Here is a 16,299-nt window from a genome sequence, read left to right on the forward strand (position 1 = left end):
GCGGTGGTGACAGCAGTTGAGGTCGACTACGTCATCGACGGACCACCAGAAGGCCGTCCCGTCGTGCTCAGCGGCTCACTCGGCAGCGACCTGCGCATGTGGGAGCCGCAGGTCGCCGCGCTCATTGCGGCGGGCTACCGGGTCGTGCGCTATGACCATCGCGGCCACGGACATTCGCCGGTGCCACCCGGCCCGTACGCACTGGCCGATCTCGGGTCCGACGTGCTCGCGCTGCTCGACCGCCTGGACATCCGCCGCTGCCATTTCGTCGGCCTGTCCCTCGGCGGCATGGTCGGCATGTGGGTCGCCCAGCACGCGCCACATCGCCTGCGCACTCTCACGCTCGCCTGCACCTCGGCCGAACTCGGCCCGCCCAGCGGCTGGGCCGACCGCGCCGCCCTCGTGCGCGCCGAGGGAACCCAGGCGGTCGCGGCCGCGGTCGTGCGACGCTGGTTCACCCCGCAGTGGCGAGCCGCCAACCCCGAACGAACCCGCGACTACGAGGAAATGGTCGCCGCCACCCCCGCCGAGGGCTACGCGTCGTGCTGCACGGCGATCGAGACGATGGACATCGCCGCTCGCCTATCAAGAATCAGCGCACCGGCATTGGTCATCTCGGGCGCGGACGACCCGGCGACCCCGCCGCCGCACGGACAGCGGATCGCCGACGCGATACCGCTGGCAAGGCTCGAAACCATCAGTCCAGCAGCGCATCTCGCCAACGTCGAACTACCCGGCATTATCAACGACCTGATCCTCGCCCACCTGAAGGAGAATTCGTGAACGAGCGCGCACAACAGGGTGCCCAGGTGCGCCGCGAGGTCCTCGGCGACGCCCACGTCGACCGCGCCGAAGCCAACACCACCGACTTCACCCGTCCGTTCCAGGACTACATCACCGAATCGGTCTGGGGCGGCATCTGGACCCGCCCCGGCCTGGACCGCCGCACCCGAAGCTGCCTCACCCTCGCGATCCTCACCGCCCTGGGCCGCCACGAGGAAATAGCCATGCACGTCCGCGCCGCCATCGGCAACGGCGTCACCCCCGCCGAAATCGCCGAGGTCCTCCTGCACACCGGCGCTTACGCCGGCGTGCCCGCCGCCAACGCGGCCTTCGCCATCGGCCAAAAGGTCCTCGACGAACGCGAGGATCCGGACCGGTAATTACGGATCGCGTGGGTTAAGGCAGGGCGATGTATTTGGTTTCGAGGTATTCCTCGATGCCTTCGGTGCCTGCCTCGCGGCCGAGGCCGGATTCCTTGACGCCGCCGAAGGGGGCGGCTACATCGGAGATGACGCCCCGGTTGATGCCGACCATGCCGGTTTCGAGCGCCTCCGCCACGCGTAGGGCGCGGTCCAGGTCGGTGGTGTAAATGTAAGCGGCCAAGCCGAATTCGGTGTTGTTGGCGGCGATGATCCCCTCCGTCTCGCCGTCGAAGCCGGTGATGGCGGCCACCGGACCGAATACCTCCTCGCGCAGGATGCGGGCGTCGGCGGGGACTTCCGCCAAGACGGTCGGCTCGTAGAAATAGCCTGCGCCTGCGATGCTCGCGCCGCCGGTGGTGACGCGTGCGCCCTTTTCCGTTGCGTCCCTGACCAATTCGCTGACGGTGGTGCGTTGCTTCTCGCTGATCAGCGGACCGACCTGCACCCCGTCGAGGTGGCCGGGGCCGATCTTCAGCGCGCGCATGCGGTCGGTCAGTTTGGCGGTGAACTCCGCGCGGACGGCGTTGTCGACGTGGAAACGGTTCGCCGCAGTACAGGCTTCGCCGGTGTTGCGCATCTTGGCAGCCATCGCGCCGTCGACCGCGGCATCGAGGTCGGCGTCGGCGAACACGACGAACGGGGCGTTGCCGCCGAGCTCCATCGAGGCGCGCAGCACGCGGGTAGCCGCTTGTGCGAGTAGGAGTTTGCCGACGGCGGTCGAGCCGGTGAAGGTGATTTTACGCAGCCGGTCGTCGGTGAACATCGGATCGGTGAGCGGTGCGGCGTCGGCGGTCGGCAGGATCGACAGCACGCCGGGTGGCAGTCCGGCGTCGGCGAAGACCTGGCCGAGCAGCAGCATGGTCAGCGGCGTCTCGGCGGCGGGCTTGACCACCATGGTGCAGCCTGCCGCGAGCGCGGGGGCGATCTTGCGGGTACCCATCGCGAGCGGAAAGTTCCACGGCGTGATGGCCAGCGTCGGGCCGACGGGCTGTTTGGTGACGAGGATGCGGCCGCTGCCCGACGGTGCGTGCGTGTAGCGGCCGTACACGCGGACCGCCTCTTCGGCGAACCAGCGCAGGAACTCCGCGCCATAGCTGACTTCGCCGTAGCTCTCGGCCAGCGGCTTACCCATTTCCAGCGTCATCAGCAATGCGAAGTCGTCGCGTCGCGCGATCACCAGTTCCCAAGCGCGGCGCAGGATTTCGGCGCGGTCCCGGGACGGTGTCGCGGCCCAGGCGGCCTGCGCCCCGGCCGCGGCGTCGAGTGCGTGGGCACCGTCGGCGGCCGACGCGTCGGCGACCTCGATCAGGACCTCGCCCGTTGCGGGGTTGTCCACGGCGAAGGTGCCGTCCGCCGGTACCTGCTTGCCGCCGATCCACAGATCGGTGGGCAGCGCGGCGAGTAGTTCCGCTGCCTCACGCATTGTCGGCTCCGATCCCGGCGACTGCGGCCAGGGCCTTGTCGAGCCGCTCGGCGAGCTCATCGATCAGCTCCGGCGTGCTGTTCAGCGGGGGAGCCACGAGCACCGAATTGGTCGTCTTGCCGATACCGGCCGTGCACAGCACGAGCCCATTCATCTTGGCAGCGGCGATGATTCGCTTGTTGGTATCCGCAGGCTGGTCGGCGTTGATGTGCACCGCCCGCATCAGCCCGATACCCGATTGATCCGATAGCAGTTTCGGATAGCGACCGCACAGGGTGGTCAGCGCCGCCGCGAGGTGCCCGCCTGTCGTGGCCGCGTTGCTCAACAGCCCCTCGTCCTCGATGACACTCAGCACCGCATTCGCGGCGGCGCAGGCGAGCGGATTCGCGGACATGGTGTGCCCCAGCGCAATCGGCCCGAGCGGCTCCGCGATGGCGGCGGTGATCGTCTCGGCGATCAAGGTGACGGCGAGGCTGGTGTAGCCACCGGTGACCCCCTTTCCCGACGTCAGGATGTCCGGCGCGATGCTGGAATGGTCACAGGCCCACCACTTTCCGGTGCGCCCGAAACCGGACATCACCTCGTCGGCGATGAGCACGATCCCGTTGTTCTTTGTCTCCCGGCGCAGCCAGTGCATCGTCGGGATATCGATCGGCGCGGCACCCGAGGACGCACCGCCGAGCGGTTCGATGACGATCGCGGCCACCTTGGACGGACCGACGCCGAGCAGGGCCTGCGCCCACTCTTCGTGGGTCGCCCGCCGCCGACCGGGCTTGGGCCGCACCAGAACTCGGTCCCCGCTCGGCTGACCCAGCAGCGGCTCCACCGACGGATCGCGCTTGTTCGGGCTGCCGGTGATGGATAGTGCCCCCGCCGTCATCCCGTGATAGCTGGGCTCTTCGGACAGCACCACGGTGCGCTGCGGCTTGCCACGCCGGTGCTGGTAGGCGAAAGCCAGCCGCAGCGCGCATTCATTGGCTTCGGAGCCCGAGTTGCTGTACTCGATCGCCGCGGTCTTGGCGGGTGCGATCGCGAGCAGCCGTTCGGTGAGCCGCAGCGCCGGGTCGTTCCGGAATTGCGTGCGGTGCACGAAGGTCAGCTGCCCGAGTTGAGCTTCGATGGCCTGCAGGACTTTCGGATGCGCGTGTCCGACGTTCACATTGAGCACGCCGGAAGATCCGTCGAGATAGTCGTTTCCGTCGGCGTCGTAGATGTAAGGGCCCTGAGCCCAGGCGGCGACAGGGAGGGCGGTGCGGCTTGGCGCCGTGGCCGGAGCGGGAATCATGCTGGCTGACGGTCCTTTCGAAGGAGCACGAGCAGCGCGGCCGCGACCAGGGCCGCCGCGATGCCGAGGAGGCCGGTCAACCCGGCGAAGGCGGTGCCGCCGACGGCGAGCGTGCCGAGCAGCGTGGTGCCGATCGCGATGCCCGCGTTCATCATCGAGTTGTTCCAGGCGACGACGGACGCACGCTGGGTCGGATCGGCCGATGACAGGTAGGCCTGCTGGCTGGAGTAGAAGGCCCCGCCGAAGACGCACCACAGGGTCAGCGCCACCAGTGCGAGGATCATGTTCTCGGTACTCAAAGCCACTGCGGCACAGGGCGCGAACGCCGCCGCCGCAATGACCGACACCCAGACACCGCTCACCTTGCGCCGGTGCAGGTGATCCAGGATGGTCCCGGTGCTCAGCGAGCCGATCAGCGACCCGGCCCCGACGAGCAACCCGACGAGACCAAGTGCGTTGAGGCTGAACCCGAACCGCTGCGCGAAGATCACCCCGACGAAGGTGTACGCACCGAGCCGACCCGCCTGCAGGAACAGTGTCGCGATGAGTCCCAGGCTGATTCGCGGTTGCGCCCACGGCGCCAGCAGCGCCTTGAAGCCGCGCGAGGTCCCGGTCGCCGGAATGTGATCGAGCCGCAGGTACAGCACCGCCGACGTCGCGATCATCAGCAGGCCGACGGCGAGGAACGGCCACCGCCAACTGGTCAGCGACGCAAGGCCCGCACCGAGCGGCACGCCGAGCACCTGGCCGAGCGAATAGACACTCGCCCCGAGCGAGATCACCCGGCCGCGCTTGTGCTGTGGCGTGCGTTCGGCCAGGTAGGCCCAGATGGCGGGTGCCGCGATCGCCGCGCCGAGGCCGGTAATGCCGCGGCCTGCGATCAGCATGGCCAGCGAGCTCGACGCCGCGCACGCCAGGTTTCCGAGCATGAAGACGAGCGAGCCCAACAGGATCGACCACCGCCGCGGGTACCGGTCGGCGAGAATGCCGAACGGCGGCCCGGCGACGGCATAGACGAGAACGTAGGCGGTGACGATGGTGGCCGAGGCGGCCACCGACGCGTGCAACGACTGGGCGATACCCGGCAGCATCGGTGCCACCAAGTACATTTCGGCGCCCATGAGGAAGAACGCGGCGTAGAGAAGTATGTGCTGAGCCCACGGCGTTGGGGACTCAGCCTCCGCCACCGGCTGCAGGCTCCGGGGTGGCTTGGGCCGCGTCTCGACACTCATACCGAAACCTTCTCCAGCGCTTCGTGCGTGGCGATCGGGAGCGTCGGACGACGCGGCAGGTTCAATCGAGACCAGACGGTGTCGATGATCTCGGCGAAGCGGTGCACGGCCGCGGGACTGTGCACCGGCGACGGGTTGATCCGGAGACGCTCGGTACCCCGCGCGACGGACGGGAAATTGATCGGCTGGGCGTATTGGCGGTATTCCTCGAGGAGGATGTCGGCCAGTTCTTTGCATTTGTACGGATCACCTACGAGAACGGGAACGATATGGCTTTCGGTGGACACCAACGGGATTTCGGCGTCGGTGAGCAGATCCTGGAGTAGTCGCGCCCGGTGGTGCAGCAGGATGCGCTCGTTGTCCGACTCCCGCAGGTGCCGCACGCTGGCCAGCGCGGCGGCCGCGAGGGCGGGCGGCATGGCGAGGGTGAAGATGAAGGCGGGCGCGAAACTGCGCACGGCATCGAGGATCGGCGCGGGCCCGGTCAAGTAGCCGCCGAGGGTGCCGTAACCCTTGGCGAAGGTGCCCATCAGCAGATCGACCTGATCCGCGCACCCCATGTGGGCGGCCATGCCGGACCCTTCCGGGCCGTACATGCCGACGGAGTGCGCCTCGTCGACGTACACCAGCGCGCCGTGTTTCTTTGCCACGGCACACAATTCGGGCATCGGCGCGACATCGCCGTCCATCGAGTAGATCGATTCGAAGGCCACGATCTTCGGGCGATCGGGATCGGTGGCCGCGAGCAGCTCGTCGAGATGGGCCGGATCGTTGTGCCGGAAGATCTGCCGCTCGGCGCGCGAGGCGCGCATGCCGAGGATCATCGACGCGTGGTTCTGTTCGTCGGAGAAGAAGATGGCGCCGGGCAATTCCTTGCCGAGCACGCCGAGCACGGCGTCGTTGACCGCGTAGCCGGTGATGAAGGTGAGGCCGGCCTCCTTCCGATGTAGCTGCGCCACTTCGCGTTCGAGCAGGATGTGGGTGTGGTTGTTGCCGGAGATGTTGCGCGAGCCGCCTGCCGCGACACCCGAGCGATTCACCGACCGGTGCATGGCCTCGACCACGGCGGGGAACTGACCCATGCCGAGGTGATCGTTGCTGCACCACACCGTGATCTCGCGCAGCCCGTCCCGGTGGTGGTGCACCGCGTGCGGGAATCGCCCTGCCAGGCGCTCGATTTCGACGAATGTCCGGTACTGACCTGAAGCCCGGATGTCGTCGATTCGTCTCTCGAAGAAGGCCGTGTAGTCGAATGCCATGGGAGTCTCCGTGTTCTCGAAGTGTGTGATCTGTTCGGTCAGTTGCGTTTCTGGTCGGCAAGGTGGTCGGTGAGCGCCCGGTTGGTGTCCCACCCGGTGATGGGTGGATAGGCGTCGGAATCGGTGACGATGTCGAGCACGGTGGTAACCGGATCGACGATCGCCTTCGAGAGTGCTTCGCGCAGTTCCACATCGGTGCGGATGGTGTGACCCTGTGCACCGCACGCGGTCGCGATCTGTGCGTGATCTACGTGACCGAGTTCGACGGCCGAGGTGGGCCTGCCGAACTGGACGATTTCGGCGTGCTTCTGGTAGCCGAGGATGGAGTTGTTCAGCACGAGCACAACGACATCCAGGTTCTCCCGGACGGCGGTCTCGATCTCGGCCCAGCAGTGCGCGAAGCCACCGTCGCCGACGAGGCAGATGACCGGCGAGGCAGGTCGTGCCGCCTTCGCCCCGATCGCCAGCGGGAGTCCCCAGCCGAGCCCGGCCATGCCGCGCGGCAGGATGAATCGCTGCCGGTGGGTGGTGGCGCGGATGTAGTTGGCCACCCAGATCGAGGAGTAGCTGGCATCCGCGACGACGATCGCGTCCTCGGGCAGCAGGGTGCTGATCTCGTCGGCGACCCGTTCGGGGCGCAGCGGCTGTCGCGTCGAGGTGCGCACGGCGGCCGTCGTCGTCTCGAATTCGGCCCGGGACCGGGCGATTCGGGCGGTGATCGCGGGCCGGTCGGCGCTGCGCTTGCTCAGGTCGAGGTCGCGCAGTGCGGCCGAGAGGTCGTCGATGCCGGTCCGGACGTCGCCGACCAGTCGTAATGACGGGTAGTTGCGGCCGATCTCGGTGGGATCGATGTCGAGGTGGATGAAGGTGGCGTCGCGGGGGAACAGGCTCCAGCCGTCGGTGCCGTTCTCGTTGGTGCGCGAACCCGCGAGCAGGACGGTGTCCACCTCGGCGATCCACTCCCGCATGCCGTGCGAAACCCCTTGTGGGCCCATGTAATTGCCGACGACACCGACGCTCAGATCGGCGGTGTCCGGCACCACGCCCTTGCCCATCGGTGTGGTCGCGACCGGCAACGAGGCCATGTCGCTCAACCGGGCCAGCGCGGCACCCGCGTCGGAGGAGACCGCGCCGCCGCCTGCGACGACGAGCGGCCGCTTGGCACTGGCGAGCAATTCGGCAGCGGTGCGGACGGCGTCTTCTGGCGGGCGGATCCGATCGAGCGGGAACACGGTCGGACCGAGGTGCTCGGGTGCGGGCGGTGCGGCCAGTTCGAGAACGTCTTTCGGCAGCATCAAGACCGCGGGACCCGGCCGCCCACTGGTCGCCGCCCGGAATGCCGCATCGATATAGTCGTGCACGCGATCCGGATCGTCGAGCCGGTCGAACCATTTGGTGCAGCCGGAAAACAGACTCTGGTGATCAATCTCCTGAAACGCATTTTTGTTGCGAATCGGGCTCGGCACGTCTTGAATGAGCGCGACCACCGGAATCGAGACCTTCGCAGCCTCGGTCAGCGGCGGCACGAGCAGCGTGGCCGCAGGCCCGTTCTGTGCCACCACCACCGAACAGCGTCCGGAAACCCTGGCAAAGCCGTCGGCCATGGTGCCGCCCGCGTTTTCGGTGCGATAAACGATCTGGCGGATGCCCAGATCCTCGGCCGCCAAAACCAGCAGCGACGGCAGGCTCTGGCCGAAGAATTCGGATATCTGCCTGGCTCGAAGATTCTCGGCTATGGCGGCGGCGACTGTCGGCATCGGAACACCTTCTCGCGGTAGCGGACGGGACTGGATCGGTAGCTACAGTCTCGGCCTGCGCAGAACGCCAGGTCCAATACGTATTTACTTCCCGTTGATAAGGAACTCTTATCTGGCTAGGCTGACCGCGTGGACGACCTACGTCGCGTTCGTTACTTCCTAGCGGTAGCCGAGCACCGACACTTCGGTCGCGCGGCCGAGGCGCTGCACATCACTCAACCCGCGCTATCTCAGCAGGTCAAGGCGCTGGAGAAGGAGCTGGGCGTCGAGCTGCTGGCCCGCACCGGCCGCGGTTTCGTCATGACACCGGCCGGACTAGCGCTGCAGGCGGGTGCCCAGCAACTGCTGTCGGCCGCCGCTGACCTGGAACGCACCGTCCGCGCTCGCGCCTCTGGCACGGCCGGGGAACTGAAGGTGGCCTTCACTCGATCGGGCTCCGACAGCGATATTTCTCAGCGCATCAGGTCCTTCCGTAAGGAATTTCCGGACATCGATGTGTCGACCATCACGGGGTGGACCTCGTGGAATCTCGACCTGCTCGAATCGGGCGAGGTCGACGTCGCATTCGTGCGCGGGAATATCGCCCATCCGCGGGTGCAAACGCATCTGATCGGGCTACAGGAAGCCGCAGTGGTGGTCTCCAAAGGGCATCCGCTGGCCGAAAAGGCCAGTGTCGAAATCGGCGACATCATCGACGAACCGATCGTGCTCTGGTCACGCCAGACCGGACCCGACTTCTACGACGAACTGGTCGGCCATATCTGGGGCGACGGCGCGCCGAACCTGGTCGCCGAGGAATCCGACGCCGAACAGGTCCTCGACCTGGTATCGAGCGGTACCGGAATCAGCGTGCTCGATCGCAAGCGGGCGACCCGAATCGCGCACGAGAACATCGTCGTCATTCCGTTCGGCACCAACGCGCCGCAAATCGCCATTCAGATCGCCTGGATGCGCGGGTCGGAGGCCCCGGCCCTGGCGCATTTCCTCGAATGGTGGCGGCGGTGTAGTTAGCCTGCATGCCTGCTGCGCCGGACAACGGTGACGCCACGCACTGTGGTGAGGATCGCAACCACCATGATCGTCAGCAGCTGCATGATGTTCCAGGCCACGGGGTCGGGCTTCGGTTCGGCTTCACCGAGACGCATTGGCAGGGGCCGGCTTTCGATGACCGGCAGGTTCGGTATCGGCGGCGTCGGCTCGGGTTCGGGTGGCGGCGGAGCCTCGACCGGGGGAGTAGCGATGACCGGCAGCGCCGGGACCGGTGGGCCGAGCTGCAGCGGCGCACCGGGAAACGGCGGCAAGTCGCGCGGCCACAGCAGGCACGCCAGCCCGCTGCCCGTGGCGGCGCTGCCGACGACGACGCTGCCCAGCGCGGATCCACTGGAGCCGAGGATGCCGTGCGAGCTGCCGGTCACCAGGCCGAGCAGAATCAGCGCACCGCCGACCGCGACGCTGCCGGTGCAGGCGTTGCGGGTGTCGTCGGAGTCGAGATCGGGCATTTCGGCAGAACCACCGGGCAGGGGCTGCGCGGCGATGGGCTCGTCGGCCGGGGCCGGTGTGGGATCGCTGGTTTGCCCAGTGCCGGCGGCAGTTCCGAGACCGAGACCGGGGCCCGCGCTGCCGCTGCTGAGATAGCCGTGCCCCGCAGGTGTGCTCGGTCCGAGGCCGAGTTCCGTTCCGGCGAAAGCACTTCCGGTATCAGCCGATCCCGAAGACGCACTCCCACTGACAATTTCGCCGATCGACGGCAACGGATCCGCGGCCGCGACAGTATGCTGACCGGCCAGCAACGCCGCGGCCAGCGGCAGCGCCGACGCGATGGCAAGTCCCCTGGTGTGTGCCATGAGCGCACATCCCATCCGTAATCGGTGTTCAGACAAAGAGTTCCGCTAGGTGATGTGCTGGAAACGGGACAGCGCCGAGGTGAAGGCATCCTTCGGCACGATGTTCCCGCCGGAGAACGGCCGATCGAGGCCGTAGATCGCGACGATCGCCGCGCCGACCACGACGCCGAGCAGCGCGGTCATCAAGATGCTGCGTTTGGTGACCTGGACGCCGGAGAGCACGGCCGTGCACAGCAGCAGCACCGTGGTGAACCACAAAGCGGTGTACAGGAATCCGGGCATGCCGAGGTCGGCGTCCATCGAGCGATCGTGGCGGGCCTGCGCCACCGCTTCCAGTGCGGCGATGGCGCTGGCGCGCAGGTCGGTGACGTTGGAGTCCTGCGACTGGATGGCGAAGACGGTGTCGCGCAACGTATCCAGGGTGTCCTGGGTGGACTGGCTCATCCGGCCCTCGTTGTCCATCTCCGGCCACTCCACGGTCACGACCTGCTCGGTGTAGTCGTGCACCAGCTTTTGCACCTGCTGGTGTGCGGGGTCGGGCATCTCGTGCGCGGCCCAGTAGACGTCGATGAGCGCCTTGGACTCGGCGATCGTGTGATTGTGCGCGTTGTCGTACTGCTGCCAGCAGATCACCACGACGAAGGCGGCCACGGCCATGAAGAGCGTGTTGATCAGGTCGATGACCAGGGTGCCCGCCGCCTCGTCGTCGGTCTCGCGCCACGAGGCGGGCCGCAGCCGGTCCCCGATCACGAAGACGATGACGGCCACGACGGCGACGGCGACGGGCACGAGCAATTGCTGAATGAGCTCACTATCCATGACGCGGCCTTTCCTAGGTGTTCCTCGAGACGACTACATCGGCGACATGGCGCAGGGCCTGGCCGACCGCGGCAGGGAAGGGTGCCTCGTCGAGGGCGCGGTTGGCCTGCGCCCATCGGGTGCGAATCATCGCCTCGACGTGGGGACGCCCGGTGGCGGTGAGGATTTCGCGGCAGGTCTCGGCCTGCCCGCTGTCCAATTCCGGATTACCGAGCAGGGTGAGCAGCTGTGCGGCTTGCGCCGGATCCGCGTATTCGAGGGCCAGCGCGACCAGCGCGGTGTGCTTGCCGTCGCGCAGGTCCTCCAGATCGGACTTGCCGGTGCTCGCCGGGTTGCCGTAGACGCCGAGCAGATCGTCCTGCAGCTGGAACGCCTCGCCGATCGGCCTGGCGTAGGCCGTGAGCGCCTCGCGCACCCCTGGATGCGCGCCGGCCAGGACGGCACCGAGTTGCAGTGGGCGTTCGCAGGTGTAGGACACCGTCTTGTACCTGACGATCTGCATCGCATGGTCCAGGTTGGGTGACGGACGTGCCGTGGTGATCAGGTCCAGGTACTGGCCGTACATGACGTCGGCGCGCATGCCGTCGAGCACCGTGAGCGCTTCGGTGAGCTGGGTGGCGGTCAGCCGTGCGGTGTGCAGCAATTCGGCCGACCAGACCATCGTCAGGTCGCCGAGCACGATGGCGGCGTGCGCGCCGAACCGGCCGGGGTCGCGGCGGTCCTGATGCCGGGCCGCCAGCGCGCGGTGCACGGTCGGGTGATCGCGGCGGGTGTCGCTGTTGTCGATGATGTCGTCGTGGATCAGCACGGCGGCGTGGAACAGTTCGAGCGAGGCGGCGGCGCGCACGATCGGTTGCGGAACGGGCATCCGCCCGCCCGCGGCATGCCAGCCGAGGACGCACAGCAGCGGGCGAATTCGCTTGCCGCCCGCGAAAAGAAAGTCCCGCACGATATCGGTGACCTCGTCGGGCAGCGCCGGTTCGGTGGCGGCGGCCTTGTCTCGCAGGAACTGGTCGAGCTCGCCGTCCACCCTGGTCCGGATCGCGGCCAGATCCACCGGTGCGGGTGTCGCGGGCTCGGCGTGCGCGGTGGTCATGAGATCCCTTCCGCCGGTGCGTCTTCGAGGTGACCGGTGAGTGCGACGGCCTCGGCCACCAGCGTTTCGACGATCAGGTGCTCGGGCACGGTGCGAATCACCTTGCCCCGGACGAAGATCTGCCCTTTGCCGTTGCCCGAGGAGACGCCGAGGTCGGCTTCGCGGGCCTCGCCGGGACCGTTGACGACGCAGCCCATCACCGCGACCCGCAGCGGATGCGGGAAACCCTCGAACGCCGCCTCCACCTGACCGGCCAGCCGATGAATATCGACCTGGAGCCGGCCACAGCCTGGGCAGGAGACGATTTCGAGCTTGCGCGGGCGCAGGCCGAGCGACTGCAGAATGTGACAGCCCGCCTTGACCTGATCGACCGGCGGTGCCGAGATGGACACCCGGATGGTGTCGCCGATCCCCTCGCCGAGCAGGATGGCGAAGGCGACCGCCGATTTGACGGTGCCCTGGAACATCGGTCCGGCCTCGGTGACGCCGAGGTGCAGCGGGTAGTCGCAGCGTTGGGCGAGCAGCCGATTGGCGGCGATCATGGTGCGCGGGTCGTGATGCTTGACCGCGATCTTGAGGTCGGTGAAGCCGTGCTCCTCGAACAGCGCGGCCTCCCACAGTGCCGATTCGACGAGGGCTTCCGCGGTGGCGGCGCCGTGCTTGGCGAGCACGCGCGGATCGAGCGAGCCTGCGTTGACGCCGACCCGGATCGGAATGCCCGCTGCCGCCGCCGCTTTCGCGATGTCGCCGACGCGATCGTCGAACTGCTTGATGTTGCCGGGGTTCACCCGCACCGCCGCGCAGCCCGCGTCGATCGCGGCGAAGACGTAGCGCGGCTGGAAGTGGATGTCCGCGATCACCGGCAGCGGGGACCGGGCCACGATGGTCGGCAGCGCGGCCACGTCTTCGGTGGTCGGCACCGCGACTCGGACGATGTCGCAACCTGCCGCGGTGACCGCGGCGATCTGCTGCAGCGTGCCGTCGATATCGGCGGTGCGGGTAGTTGTCATGGTCTGTACGGAGATCGGCGCGCCGCCGCCGACCGGGACACCGCCGACATTCAACCTCTTGGTGCGGTGGCGCGGAAGTGCGGTCGGCAGGCCGAGATCACTGGTGTTCATGGCAAATGCCTGACGTCGGGTGGCGGGGCGAAGGCGATGTTCTCGACGGCCGTGACGTGTTCGCGAACGGTGACCGGTCCCCAAGCGCGCAGCGCCTCGATGACCGCGTCGACGAGAGGCGCGGGTGCGGAGGCGCCCGCGGACAGGCCGATGGTGTCCGCGGCCTCGATCCAGGCCGGCGAAATAGCCGACGCGTCTTCGATGAGATAAGCCGGAATACCGTGACGCTCAGCGACTTCCACCAGTCGCTGGGAATTGGACGAGTTCTCCGAGCCGATGACGAGTACGACGTCGCTCTGCCGCGCCACCGCCTCCACGGCCTGCTGCCGGTTGGTGCTGGCATAGCAGATATCGGCGCTGCTCGGCCCGTGCAACTGCGGAAAGCGTTGGCGCAGTGCCTGTATGGTCTCCTCGGCCTCGTCGACTGAGAGGGTGGTCTGGGTCAGGAAGGCGACCTTGCCTTCGTCGGGAACCTGGAGCGCGGCGGCCTCGGCCGGACTGTCGATCACCACGGTCACCTCGGGCGCCTCGCCCGCGGTGCCCTCCACCTCCTCGTGCCCAGCGTGGCCCACCAGCACGATGGTGTTGCCGCGGGCCGCGAAACGCCGGGCCTCGGCATGCACTTTGGTGACCAGTGGGCAGGTGGCGTCGACCACGGTGAGTCCACGCGCCTCGGCCTGTTCGTGCACGGCGGGGGAGACGCCGTGCGCGGAGAAGACGACCGTCGCACCCGTCGGCACCTCGTCGAGCTCCTCGACGAATATCGCGCCACGCTCGGCCAAGTCGGCGACCACGTGGGTGTTGTGCACGATCTGCTTGCGCACGTAGACCGGCTCCTGACGATCCGGCGCGGCCAGTAACCGTTCCACGGTGTCGATGGCCCGCTCGACGCCCGCGCAGAAGGACCGTGGCGCGGCGAGCAATACCGTTCTCGCGCGGGCCGTGGTCATGGCGACACCGTTTGCGGGGCGGGCAAATTCGCCTTCAGTGAGCGGCAGAGTCCGTCGATCCGGACGGCTCCGGTGCCGAGTCCGCTCGGTCGCTCGAAGAACGGCGCCGGGCCCGCCTCGATCGGCGGCTCGGTGACCGGTTCGTCGGGCACGGACCGATAGCGGTCCTCCAGCTGCGCCTCTTTGTAGCGGCCACACGATATGTGCCAGTTGACGATTCCGGCCATCCAGTCCTGCAGTTCGACCGCGCGCCGGTCGAGCGAATCGCGCACGTCCTGACCGAGGCCGTATTCCTCGTAGAGGGCGGGCAATTCGCTGCCGACGATGCGTTCGAACTGCTGCATCCGGGCGGTCAGCAGGTCGTTGACGATGGCGACGCCGTCCTCGGAACTACAGTCGAAGAAGTTCTGCATGACCCGGACCGCGTTGTGGAAGTCGCCCTCGTACTGCGTTTCTTTCTGATACGAGAACAGGTCGTTCACCATCGTGGCGTAGTCGCTCGCGGTGTGCTCCAGGTCCATGATCGTCTGGGTGCGATAGACATCCGGCGGTACCAGATGACCGTGCGAGAACCGCGACAGCGCCATGGTGAGATCCGAACCGAAAGTGCGGCGGCGCATTTCGACATAGTCGACCGGATCGGGAATGCGATTGGCGATGTCGTTGGCCACCTCCCATTCGCAGCTCTCCAGGAAAGCCACTACGGCGCGGTGGAATTCCCGCCTTTGCTCGTCATCGAGGACGGCGGTGGTCCGGTGCCAGAGGTCGGCGAGGGCGCGCTCCATCGCGTTGGTCGCGGGCGGGACCACCTCGGCGTCCAGCGGCATGAACGCCGAGAGTCGTTTGCCCTGCAGCTTGGCGGCGATCATGTCCTTGTGCTGACCGAACACCTGCGGGTAGTAGTCGTCGACATAGGTGCCCCAGGCGAGCCAATTGGCCGAGAGATCCAATTCGGCGAGGGTCGCGTCGGGATCCAAACCCGCTGAGCACAGCGCGAAGTCGAACTCGGCGAGATCCACCGGCCGCCACAGTGCGCGGCCGCCCAGCTCCGGCACCGGGCCGTGGAAGCCCATCTCCCTGCCCCAAGCGAGCAGATTCTCCCGCGCGGCGTCCACGAACGGACTCACCTGGAGTTTGTAGGGCAGATACAGCTCCGGCAACGCCGTCGGCCCCACCTCCTCGAAGCGCGGACGCAGGAAACTCTTCATCCGGCTCGGCCCGAGCGCCGCGTTGGGGGCGAACAGATACACCGCGGAACTGCCGAGGCCAACGGGTTTGAACAAGCGTGGCAACGGATCGCTCGCGGTCGTGGCGCCCTTGTTCATGTATCTGCTGGAGCGCATGTGCCATTCGTGCCCGCCGGACTGCCAGTCCTGCAATCCTTTCGCGTAGGCGACCACCGCGGCCTGATCCGGTGGGCTGGCCGCGTATTCGGCGAACAGCATCGGCAGCTCAGTGAGTGCGGTGTGCTCGAACTGCTGCAGGCGTGAGGTCAGCAGATCATTGACGACGTCCGCGGCATGCTGGGTGTCGTAGCCGAAAAACTTTTCGACAACCAGGATTCCGTTGGCGTTCTCACCCTCCTCACGCACCTCGCGTTCGTAGGAGAAGATGTCGTTGCGCAGGTGCACCGCGTCGGCGAAGGTGTCGCGCAGCACTTCCAGCGGTCGTGTCGCGGCGAGCTGAGCCGGTACCGCCGCACCGACGGCGTGCTCGACCAGGTTGGCCGACCACGGCGCGCCGCCGACCTTGCGCCGCATCTCGATGTATTCGATCGGATTCGCGATCCGGCCCTCGGTGATATTGGCCAGCTCCCACCGCGACTCTTCCAGCAGCGCAGTGGTTGTCGCGACGAAGCGCTGCCGCCAGTCCATCGGCATCGACGGCACGGTCCGAACCCACAGGTCGGCGAGTCCGCGCTCGACGGGATTCGTCGGCTCCGGCATCGGGCCGCCGGCCAGCGGCATGAAGTCGCGCAGCCGCTCCAGATATATTCGCGCGCCTTCACTGTCCCGAGTTCGCTTGAACAGTTCGAGGAAGTGATCGTCAAAATAGAACACCCACACATACCAGTCGGTAATGAGAGACAGTTCCTGACTGTCGCATTCGGGATGGGTGTAGGCGCACAGCAAGCCGTAATCGTGCTTTTCGAGATCGGTCTCGTCCCAAATGTGGTGTCCCTGCTGGGGTTCGAAGAAACCCATCGCATCGGCCCAGATCCTCGTGTGCGCGCGGGCGCTGTCCACATGAGGGTTGAGCCGGGCCGGATACGGCATGTAGAAATCGGGAAGTTCGAAGGGCTGCATGT

14 protein-coding genes are annotated in these 16,299 nt (G+C 67.2%); 3 read left to right on the plus strand and 11 right to left on the minus strand.

Annotation, left to right across the window (positions count from 1 at the left end; genetic code table 11):
- Positions 1–6 precede the first annotated feature (6 nt).
- On the plus strand, positions 7–783 hold the full coding sequence (pcaD, locus tag ACFWF1_RS33285) for a 3-oxoadipate enol-lactonase (RefSeq protein WP_379290533.1): 777 nt from the start codon (positions 7–9) through the stop codon (positions 781–783).
- On the plus strand, positions 780–1,163 hold the full coding sequence (pcaC, locus tag ACFWF1_RS33290; RefSeq protein WP_379290531.1) for a 4-carboxymuconolactone decarboxylase: 384 nt from the start codon (positions 780–782) through the stop codon (positions 1,161–1,163). Before pcaD ends, pcaC begins: the two co-directional genes overlap by 4 nt.
- Positions 1,164–1,179: 16 nt before the next feature.
- On the opposite strand, the gene ACFWF1_RS33295 is transcribed toward pcaC, so the two are convergent.
- The 5 genes from ACFWF1_RS33295 to ACFWF1_RS33315 are packed head-to-tail and all read right to left on the minus strand — an operon-like array spanning position 1,180 to position 8,161.
- On the minus strand, positions 1,180–2,628 hold the full coding sequence (locus ACFWF1_RS33295) for an NAD-dependent succinate-semialdehyde dehydrogenase (protein ID WP_379290529.1): 1,449 nt from the start codon (positions 2,626–2,628) through the stop codon (positions 1,180–1,182).
- The gene (locus ACFWF1_RS33300; RefSeq protein ID WP_379290527.1) at positions 2,621–3,913 is read right to left on the minus strand and encodes an aspartate aminotransferase family protein; all 1,293 of its coding nucleotides are present in this window, start codon (positions 3,911–3,913) and stop codon (positions 2,621–2,623) included. Before ACFWF1_RS33300 ends, ACFWF1_RS33295 begins: the two co-directional genes overlap by 8 nt.
- On the minus strand, positions 3,910–5,145 hold the full coding sequence (locus ACFWF1_RS33305) for an MFS transporter (protein WP_379290525.1): 1,236 nt from the start codon (positions 5,143–5,145) through the stop codon (positions 3,910–3,912). The genes ACFWF1_RS33300 and ACFWF1_RS33305 overlap by 4 nt, the downstream gene beginning before the upstream one ends.
- Positions 5,142–6,404 (minus strand): 5-aminolevulinate synthase, encoded by a 1,263-nt coding sequence (gene hemA / locus ACFWF1_RS33310; RefSeq protein WP_379290524.1) that lies wholly within the window; start codon positions 6,402–6,404, stop codon positions 5,142–5,144. Before hemA ends, ACFWF1_RS33305 begins: the two co-directional genes overlap by 4 nt.
- A 38-nt stretch (positions 6,405–6,442) precedes the next feature.
- Complete coding sequence (locus ACFWF1_RS33315; RefSeq protein WP_379290522.1) at positions 6,443–8,161, minus strand: acetolactate synthase catalytic subunit; 1,719 nt, start codon at positions 8,159–8,161, stop codon at positions 6,443–6,445.
- Between the two features lie 129 nt (positions 8,162–8,290).
- Between ACFWF1_RS33315 and ACFWF1_RS33320 the strand changes: the two genes are divergently transcribed.
- On the plus strand, positions 8,291–9,172 hold the full coding sequence (locus ACFWF1_RS33320) for a LysR family transcriptional regulator (RefSeq protein WP_379290520.1): 882 nt from the start codon (positions 8,291–8,293) through the stop codon (positions 9,170–9,172).
- On the opposite strand, the gene ACFWF1_RS33325 is transcribed toward ACFWF1_RS33320, so the two are convergent.
- From ACFWF1_RS33325 to ACFWF1_RS33350, 6 genes are read right to left on the minus strand one after another with little or no spacing between them, the layout of a single operon-like run.
- Positions 9,169–10,005 carry a hypothetical protein gene (locus ACFWF1_RS33325; RefSeq protein ID WP_379290518.1) on the minus strand — a complete coding sequence of 279 codons (837 nt, stop codon included), beginning with the start codon at positions 10,003–10,005 and terminating at the stop codon, positions 9,169–9,171. The genes ACFWF1_RS33320 and ACFWF1_RS33325 overlap by 4 nt on opposite strands.
- Positions 10,006–10,050: 45 nt before the next feature.
- The gene (locus tag ACFWF1_RS33330; protein ID WP_379290517.1) at positions 10,051–10,824 is read right to left on the minus strand and encodes a DUF4239 domain-containing protein; all 774 of its coding nucleotides are present in this window, start codon (positions 10,822–10,824) and stop codon (positions 10,051–10,053) included.
- A 13-nt stretch (positions 10,825–10,837) separates the two neighbouring features.
- Positions 10,838–11,920 carry a polyprenyl synthetase family protein gene (locus ACFWF1_RS33335; RefSeq protein ID WP_379290515.1) on the minus strand — a complete coding sequence of 361 codons (1,083 nt, stop codon included), beginning with the start codon at positions 11,918–11,920 and terminating at the stop codon, positions 10,838–10,840.
- The gene (gene ispG, locus ACFWF1_RS33340; RefSeq protein ID WP_379290513.1) at positions 11,917–13,041 is read right to left on the minus strand and encodes a flavodoxin-dependent (E)-4-hydroxy-3-methylbut-2-enyl-diphosphate synthase; all 1,125 of its coding nucleotides are present in this window, start codon (positions 13,039–13,041) and stop codon (positions 11,917–11,919) included. Before ispG ends, ACFWF1_RS33335 begins: the two co-directional genes overlap by 4 nt.
- Positions 13,038–13,991 carry a 4-hydroxy-3-methylbut-2-enyl diphosphate reductase gene (ispH, locus tag ACFWF1_RS33345; protein ID WP_379290512.1) on the minus strand — a complete coding sequence of 318 codons (954 nt, stop codon included), beginning with the start codon at positions 13,989–13,991 and terminating at the stop codon, positions 13,038–13,040. Before ispH ends, ispG begins: the two co-directional genes overlap by 4 nt.
- A complete protein-coding gene (locus tag ACFWF1_RS33350) occupies positions 13,988–16,297 on the minus strand; it encodes a germacradienol/geosmin synthase (protein WP_379290510.1) in 2,310 nt (769 codons plus the stop codon). Before ACFWF1_RS33350 ends, ispH begins: the two co-directional genes overlap by 4 nt.
- Positions 16,298–16,299: the final 2 nt, after the last annotated feature.

The organism is Nocardia sp. NPDC060255, assembly GCF_042727395.1.
Classification (GTDB): Bacteria; Actinomycetota; Actinomycetes; order Mycobacteriales; family Mycobacteriaceae; genus Nocardia.

Excerpts from the sequence above, each read along its gene's own strand:
- ACFWF1_RS33350 (WP_379290510.1), bottom strand. The coding sequence starts at position 16,297 with ATGCAGCCCTTCGAACTTCCCGATTTCTACATGCCGTATCCGGCCCGG.
- ACFWF1_RS33335 (WP_379290515.1), bottom strand. The coding sequence starts at position 11,920 with ATGACCACCGCGCACGCCGAGCCCGCGACACCCGCACCGGTGGATCTG.
- ACFWF1_RS33295 (WP_379290529.1), bottom strand. The coding sequence starts at position 2,628 with ATGCGTGAGGCAGCGGAACTACTCGCCGCGCTGCCCACCGATCTGTGG.
- ispH (WP_379290512.1), bottom strand. The coding sequence starts at position 13,991 with ATGACCACGGCCCGCGCGAGAACGGTATTGCTCGCCGCGCCACGGTCC.
- ACFWF1_RS33305 (WP_379290525.1), bottom strand. The coding sequence starts at position 5,145 with ATGAGTGTCGAGACGCGGCCCAAGCCACCCCGGAGCCTGCAGCCGGTG.
- ACFWF1_RS33315 (WP_379290522.1), bottom strand. The coding sequence starts at position 8,161 with ATGCCGACAGTCGCCGCCGCCATAGCCGAGAATCTTCGAGCCAGGCAG.
- ACFWF1_RS33330 (WP_379290517.1), bottom strand. The coding sequence starts at position 10,824 with ATGGATAGTGAGCTCATTCAGCAATTGCTCGTGCCCGTCGCCGTCGCC.
- ACFWF1_RS33300 (WP_379290527.1), bottom strand. The coding sequence starts at position 3,913 with ATGATTCCCGCTCCGGCCACGGCGCCAAGCCGCACCGCCCTCCCTGTC.
- ispG (WP_379290513.1), bottom strand. The coding sequence starts at position 13,041 with ATGAACACCAGTGATCTCGGCCTGCCGACCGCACTTCCGCGCCACCGC.
- hemA (WP_379290524.1), bottom strand. The coding sequence starts at position 6,404 with ATGGCATTCGACTACACGGCCTTCTTCGAGAGACGAATCGACGACATC.
- ACFWF1_RS33325 (WP_379290518.1), bottom strand. The coding sequence starts at position 10,005 with ATGGCACACACCAGGGGACTTGCCATCGCGTCGGCGCTGCCGCTGGCC.